Annotated in this window: 5 protein-coding genes and 2 pseudogenes; 3 read left to right on the top strand and 4 right to left on the bottom strand. The window is 49.6% G+C overall.

Annotated elements, in window-relative coordinates:
• The 4 genes and pseudogenes from RYL88_RS10530 to flgH all read right to left on the bottom strand — a co-directional run.
• Positions 1-109: pseudogene (locus RYL88_RS10530) on the bottom strand (UDP-3-O-(3-hydroxymyristoyl)glucosamine N-acyltransferase); the annotation flags it as partial.
• The gene (gene ilvN, locus RYL88_RS10525) at positions 109-570 is read right to left on the bottom strand and encodes an acetolactate synthase small subunit (RefSeq protein ID WP_314991137.1); all 462 of its coding nucleotides are present in this window, start codon (positions 568-570) and stop codon (positions 109-111) included. The gene ilvN and the pseudogene RYL88_RS10530, both read right to left, overlap by 1 nt.
• 8 nt (positions 571-578) lie before the next feature.
• On the bottom strand, positions 579-2,279 hold the full coding sequence (locus RYL88_RS10520; protein ID WP_314991135.1) for an acetolactate synthase large subunit: 1,701 nt from the start codon (positions 2,277-2,279) through the stop codon (positions 579-581).
• Between the two features lie 681 nt (positions 2,280-2,960).
• The gene (gene flgH, locus RYL88_RS10515; protein ID WP_002947754.1) at positions 2,961-3,662 is read right to left on the bottom strand and encodes a flagellar basal body L-ring protein FlgH; all 702 of its coding nucleotides are present in this window, start codon (positions 3,660-3,662) and stop codon (positions 2,961-2,963) included.
• Between the two features lie 62 nt (positions 3,663-3,724).
• Between flgH and pta the strand changes: the two genes are divergently transcribed.
• The 3 genes and pseudogenes from pta to RYL88_RS10500 all read left to right on the top strand — a co-directional run.
• Positions 3,725-5,110 (top strand): phosphate acetyltransferase, encoded by a 1,386-nt coding sequence (pta, locus tag RYL88_RS10510; protein WP_314991133.1) that lies wholly within the window; start codon positions 3,725-3,727, stop codon positions 5,108-5,110.
• Positions 5,110-6,324: an acetate kinase gene (locus RYL88_RS10505; protein WP_314991131.1), complete on the top strand. Its 1,215-nt coding sequence runs from the start codon at positions 5,110-5,112 to the stop codon at positions 6,322-6,324. The genes pta and RYL88_RS10505 overlap by 1 nt, the downstream gene beginning before the upstream one ends.
• 273 nt (positions 6,325-6,597) lie before the next feature.
• Positions 6,598-6,826, top strand: a pseudogene (locus tag RYL88_RS10500) (hypothetical protein); the annotation flags it as partial.

The following is a 6,826-nucleotide window of genomic DNA, read 5'->3' as shown; positions in this document are numbered from 1 at the left end:
AGCCAAGCTCGCTAGCTCCCGCGTTTGATAGCGAATTTAGAGCCGTGATCTCTAGCTCCTCGCCGCTAAACTCAAGCCCCAAAATTTTATAAATTTCGCTTAGTTTCATCATAGATCCATTAGCACGGAACCGCCGCGAACGACGTCTGCGGGGTTAAATTTTTTGATAGCTTTGAGGAAATTTTCTATCCTGCTCGCATCGTCGCTGACCATAACTACGATGTAGTTTTCGTTGGTGTTGGCTACGATGCCGTTGTAGGCCTTTAGTATCGCGTCCAGTCCGCCGAAATTTTCGCTTAACGGGATTTTTACCAGCGCCATTTCTTTTTCGACGAATTCGCCGCTTTCGATGACTTTGTAGGTCGGTATTAGTTTGTGTAGCTGCTTTACGATCTGCTCTAGCACGCGCTCGTCGCCGCTAGTGACGATGCTGATACGAGAAAGCTCGGTGCCTGGGATCGGTGCGACAGTGAGCGTGTCGATGTTGTATCCGCGCCCCGCAAAAAGCCCGGAAATGCGCGATAAAACGCCGTGCTCGTTTAGCACGATGACTGAAATCACTCTTCTTATGCTCATTTTTATTCCTTGCTTTTTAAGATCATGTTGTATATCGCCGCGCCTGCGGGAACCATCGGCAGTACGTCCTCAAATCTATCCACGCGCACGTCTAACATCGCCGTTTTGCCACAGATCATCGCCTCTTTTAGCGCGGAGCAAAACTCGTCTTTCGTACGGCAAACAAAGCCTACCGCGCCAAATCCCTCCGCGATTTTTACGAAATCAGGCTGCAGGCTAAGGTCGGTCGAAGAGTAGCGCTCGCCGTAAAAAAAGGTCTGCCACTGGCGCACCATGCCTAGGAAGTTGTTGTTTAGGATAACGTTAATGACGGGCTTATCTATCTCGGTGGCGGTCATCAGCTCTTGGATGTTCATTAGGATCGAGCCGTCGCCGGTGAAATTGACGACGATATCTTCAGGCTTTGCTATCTTTGCTCCGACTGCTGCAGGTAGACCGTAACCCATAGTCCCCTGGCCTCCGCTAGTTATTAGCTGGCGCGGCCTATCAAACGGATAAAACTGCGCGACCCACATCTGGTGCTGGCCGACGTCGGTAGCGATCAGGGCGTCTTTGCCGGATTGCTTTAAAATTTTAGCCGTTTCGCGTACGACCCACTGCGGTTTTAGGACTTCGTCGCTATCTTTGTAGTCCAGCGGATTGAGCGCGTCGTAGCGAGCCAAGATATCGCGCCACGAGGTCAAATTTTGCTCGTTTACGGTTACTTTTTCCAGCATCTCTTCTAGGACGAAATTTAGATCGCCCACGATCGGGAAGTGCGCGTTTACGATCTTTGAGATCGAGCTAGGGTCGATATCGACGTGGATGATTTTGGCGTTTTTGGCAAATTCGCTTAGCTTGCCCGTCACGCGGTCGTCAAACCGCACGCCAAGCGCGATGATTAGATCGGTTTCGCTCATCGCCATATTTGCCGCGTAGCTGCCGTGCATGCCGACCATCGAGAGTAGATTTTTATCCTCGTGCGCTAGGACGCCAAGCCCCATCAGCGTTTCGACTGCTGGGATGCCCGTCTTTGCGCCAAATTTACGCACTAGCTCGCTAGCGTTCGCCGCTACGACGCCTCCTCCTAGATATAGTAGCGGACGTTTGGCCTCTGCGATGACTTCGAGCGCCTTTTTGATCTGCTTTGCATTGCCTTTGTAGGTCGGTTTGTATGTCGGCATCTTTATCTCGGTCGGGTAAAGAAAATCCCCCACGGCCGCGGTTATATCCTTTGGGATATCGACGTGAACAGGCCCCGGGCGTCCGGAGCGAGCGATATAAAAGGCCTCTTTTAGGATGCGCGGCAGCTCCTCGATACTGCGCACGAGGTAGTTGTGCTTCACGCACGGGCGAGAGATACCCACGGCGTCGATCTCCTGAAAGGCGTCCGTACCGATAAGCGAGGTCGGAACCTGACCGCTAATGAGTACCAGCGGGATGCTATCCGAGTATGCGGTAGCTAGACCCGTGACTGCGTTTGTAAAACCGGGGCCGCTCGTTACAAACGCCACTCCGACCTTGCCGCTAGCGCGCGCGTATCCGTCTGCTGCGTGTACGGCGGCTTGCTCGTGACGCGTCAAAACGTGTCTGAAATAACTCTGCTTGTACGTCTCGTCGTAGATGTTTAGCGCCGCGCCGCCGGGGTAACCAAAAACCGTATCTACGCCCTCTTCGCGCAAGGCCTCCATAACCATGCGCGAACCAGAAATACCTTTTATCATCTGTATCGCCTTTTGATAAATTTGACCCCGATTATACAGCTTTAAGGTTTAAAAAGGCGTAAAACCGGGCTTAGAATTTAGGCAGTGCTTTGAAAGGGCTTAAATTTGAGTAAATTTGTGAGCGAAATTTAGAAAGAGTCAAATTTGGATAGTTTTTAAATTTTGCTCGCCGAGACCGAGTCTTTTCGATGCTAAATTTGGTTTCATCAAATTTAGTTAGGGTTTTTGCGCAAATCAATCTTTCTTGCTAAGGCGAAAAGGGCTTAATTACGCTTTACTATCAGCTACAGTCCCTAGCAGAGCAAAAAGCTCGCTTTTGTATCTAATTTTCTTTTTTTTCTTTGGAGGCGGAAGGGGTTTCTACTTACGAAGCGTCGCTCCTTCCGCCCCCAAACCCCCACCTACCCCACTGCACGTGAGATGTAGCGACATGGCTTTGCTGACGCAAAGCGTCGCGAGTTTAAATTTGCATTTTCAGAGCGTGGGTCTCGGTGGGTAAAATTTACAAATTTGACTTCAAATTTGAATAGAAAAAGATAAGGCGCAGGATTTTGAGATGATTTTTGGGGTTTTGAAGTTAAAATTTGACGAAGATAAGGCATATAGCCTATCGAGTCAAATTTTAACGAAATCCGCAAAAAGCACTCAAAAGACAAGCCAGCTAGCTAAGCATAAAAAAGCTTAAAAAGGCCAGATCGCCTCCATAAGCTTCGTCCCCCACGGCTTCCTCGTTGCCCTATCCACGTCGCCTTCGGTTTTATACAAAATCTTTGCGTCTGCGATGTAGCGCGAGTCGATCTCGTTGGCGTTTGAGATGTCGTACGGACGGATCACGCCGCTAAGCTGCATGATCTGCTTTTCGCCGTTTATGAGCAGTTCGCGCGAGCCCTCGATAAAGTAGTTGCCGTTTTCTAGCACCTTGATGATGCGCGCTGAGATCGTAGTCGTAAATGCCTCTGCGCGCACGCTAGATCCCGCACCCGTAAATTCGTTTTTATTACCCGCGCTAAAGCCGATATCGCCGGCCTTGTTTAGCTGAGTGGCTAGCGTAGATAGCGGCGCGGAGCCTGCGGTAAATATCCCTCCGCCAAGGCTTATCGTGCTGTTTTTGCTCGTGTCGTGCTTGCCGCTGGAGCTTTGGTTGGCGCGCTCGCTGATGACGACGGTTACGATGTCGTTTACGTTCATCGCCTTGCGGTCGGCAAAAAGCGGGTTGTCGCCGCGACCAAAAAGGCTGCCCGCGTTTGGTTGGTTATTGACCTGCTTGGCGGGAAGCTGCTCGACGTAAACGGGCGGTTTCATATCTATGCGAGGGTCGGCGCTGGGCAAACACCCGCTCAAAAACGCTGCTGCAAGGGCGCAAAAGTAAATATTTTTTCTCACGTTTTACCTTAAAGTGAAAATTTTACGATAAAATAAGCAAATCAAGTTCCAAAAGGAAAATTATGGCCGATTCTATCCTTGCGCTTGGCGCGAATTTTCAAGAAATTTACGAAATTATATCAACAAAATTTAAAAATGTAGCCGTTTTTGACCCTGTCAATGATTTTTACGGACTAGAAAATACCCGGAAGGCTTTTGAAAACGGCAGCGAGCGGGAGTTTTTTAAAAGCGCGGTAGATGAATTTGACCGCCTAGCGGGGGGCGCTGATTTTGTGCTCGTTAAGCCTGCAAAAAGCATCGCAAATATCGGCGAAATAGAGCTAAATTTGCAGATCGCTAGAAATTTAAACGTTCCGGTTTTTTGCCGCGAAAATTTGAGCTTTTTTACGCGAAACTCAAAGCTGATCGTAAGCGGAAATTTGGATGAAATTTTAAACGCAAAGCAAGATATCATCACGCCTTTGCGCTTTGAAAACTCGCTATTTAAACTCGCCACAAAAGATAAAAAAACCGTCGTTTTGCCAGAAAGCGAAGACGAGCGGATATTAAGAGCTAGCGAAATTTTACTAAAAAGCGGCGCGGTAAATTTGATCCTTTTGGGCGACGAAAACAAGGTTAAATTTGACGCGGAGAAGCTAGGGGTAAATTTAAACGGCGCGCGATTTATAAATTTAGAAAAAAACGAGTACGCGCAGCGCCTAACCGCCGCGCTTTTTGAAGCTCGCAAAAGCAAGGGCGTAAGCCTAGAGCAAGCCCGCGAGCTCGTGCGAGATAGGACGTATTTTGCTACGATGATGGTGCAAGAAGGACTAGCCGATGCCATGGTGAGCGGCGCAAACACGACCACGGCACACACCATCCGCCCCGCTCTTCAGATCATCAAAACCCGCCCTGATAGCCCGCTAGTTTCAAGCTCGTTTATAATGTGCTTTGCGGAGGAGATCCTGATCTACGCCGACTGCGCGATAAATCCAAACCCGGATACTCGGCAACTAGCGCAAATCGCCCTAGCCTCGGCGGATACGGCACGCGCGTTCGGACTGGAGCCGCGAGTAGCGATGCTAAGCTACTCTAGCGGAGATAGCGGCAGCGGAGCGGATATAGACCTGGTTAGGAGTGCGGGCGAGATAGCGCGAGGACTAGACCCAGCCCTAAAAATCGAAGCTCCCGTGCAGTACGATGCGGCCATAGATCCTGCCGTAGCGCGCAAAAAGCTGCCAAATAGCGACGTAGCCGGCCGCGCGAACGTTTTTGTATTTCCAAATTTAAACGCGGGCAACATCGGCTATAAAATCGCGCAACGAAGCGCAAACTGCCTAGCCGTCGGACCGATCTTGCAAGGTCTAAAAAAGCCCGTAAACGACCTAAGCCGCGGATGCGGCGTGGGAGACGTCGTAAATACGGTCCTAATCAGCACGATACAAGCCGCAAACGAAGGAGGAAAATAGTGAAAATTTTGGTTTTAAACTCAGGCAGCTCGTCGGTTAAATTTCAGCTTTTTGATATGGCAGGTAACCGCGTCATCGCTAGCGGCCTAGTCGAAAAGATCGGCGAAGCAAGCTCCTACGCCAAGCTAAAAGACGTTAGCGCGGATAAAATTTACGAGGAGCACGCGCCGCTAAAAGACCACCACGAGGGGCTTGAGGCGATGAGGCGGCTGTTTGCTAGCTCAAATATCCTGCATGATTTTAGTGAACTTGACGGCGTCGGACACCGCATCGTGCACGGCGGCGAGAGCTTTAGCGACTCGGCTCTAGTCACCCCTGACGTTATCGCTAAAATCGAGCAAAACTCCGTCCTAGCGCCCCTTCACAACCCCGGCCACCTAGCGGGCATAAGAAATGCTATGCAAGAAACAGACAAAAACGGAAGCGGGAAAAAGGTGCCTCACGTCGTCGTTTTTGATACCGTATTTCATCAAACTATCCCCGAGTACGCCTACCGTTACGCTCTGCCATTTGATCTTTGCAAGAGGCTGCACATCCGCAGATACGGCTTTCACGGCACTTCGCACCACTACGTGACTAAAAAAGCCGCCGAGTATCTAGGCGTGCCGTACGAGAAATTTAACGCTATCTCGCTGCATCTAGGCAACGGAGCCTCCGCCTGTGCCGTGCAAGGGGGTAAAAGCGTGGATACCTCGATGGGCTTAAGCCCGCTAGAAGGCCTGATAATGGGCACTAGAAGCGGCGATATGGATCCTGCGGTGCTTACTTATCTTTTAAATTTAGGCGAACTCACGGCCGAGGGTATAGACGCATTTTTAAACAAAAAAAGCGGACTGCTAGGTATTTGCGGCTCAAACGACATGCGCGAAGTAGTCGTTAAGATGCAAGGCGGCGACGAGCGCGCGCATCTAGCCTTTGAGATGTTTTGCTACCGCATAAAAAAATATATCGGCGCGTATTATGCCGTTTTGGGCCGAGTGGATGCGGTCGTTTTCACCGGCGGTATCGGCGAAAACGCCCCGTATAGCCGCGAGAAAATCTGCAACGATCTCACACACATGGGCATCAGGATCGATCACGAGCTAAATTTCGCCGCAAGCGGCGGTATACGCGACCTAAGCGCCCCTGACGCAGCGGTAAAAACTCTCGTCGTGCCTACTAACGAGGAGCTAGAAATCGCGCTAGAAACAAAAAGTGTGATAGAAAATCTCTAAATTTGACCGATTAAATTTGAGTTTTTGTCGGCGCGTTTGCTGCTTTGATTTGGCGTTGAAGCGAATTTGACGAGCCACTTCTAGAGCTCGGTCAAATTTGATCTTAAATTTACGATTAAAAACGGCGGCAAATTTCAAATTTACGCCGAGCCAAATTTGACTCCAAATCTGCCGAATTTTAAAAGTCCTCGCACAAATTTACCCGCCCGAATTTACTTTATTTTAAGCCGCGCTCGGTCAAAATTTACGCAAAATTTAATCAAAAGCGACCAAATGACCCTTTCGCAAGCATTTTTATTAACCGTAAAAAAACAAAAAGAGTGCCGAGCTGCAGCGGCCGGATCGTCCACTCTTATTGCCCTTTGTGTCGGCGTTTTTGCCCTATTTTTAGCGGCGCTTAAGATTTTTGATCTAGGTAGCGGAGTGGCCCCTGTTTTACTAATATTGTTCTTTTGTCTGCTATTTTGGCTATCGTCAAAGGCGGTAGATATCGACAAGGCAC

Source organism: uncultured Campylobacter sp., from assembly GCF_963517995.1.
GTDB lineage: Bacteria > Campylobacterota > Campylobacteria > Campylobacterales > Campylobacteraceae > Campylobacter_A.
Note: the sequence above shows the minus strand (reverse complement) of the source record. Positions and strands in the feature narration are given on the sequence as shown.

Excerpts from the sequence above, each read along its gene's own strand:
- RYL88_RS10520 (WP_314991135.1), bottom strand. The coding sequence starts at position 2,279 with ATGATAAAAGGTATTTCTGGTTCGCGCATGGTTATGGAGGCCTTGCGC.
- pta (WP_314991133.1), top strand. The coding sequence starts at position 3,725 with ATGGCCGATTCTATCCTTGCGCTTGGCGCGAATTTTCAAGAAATTTAC.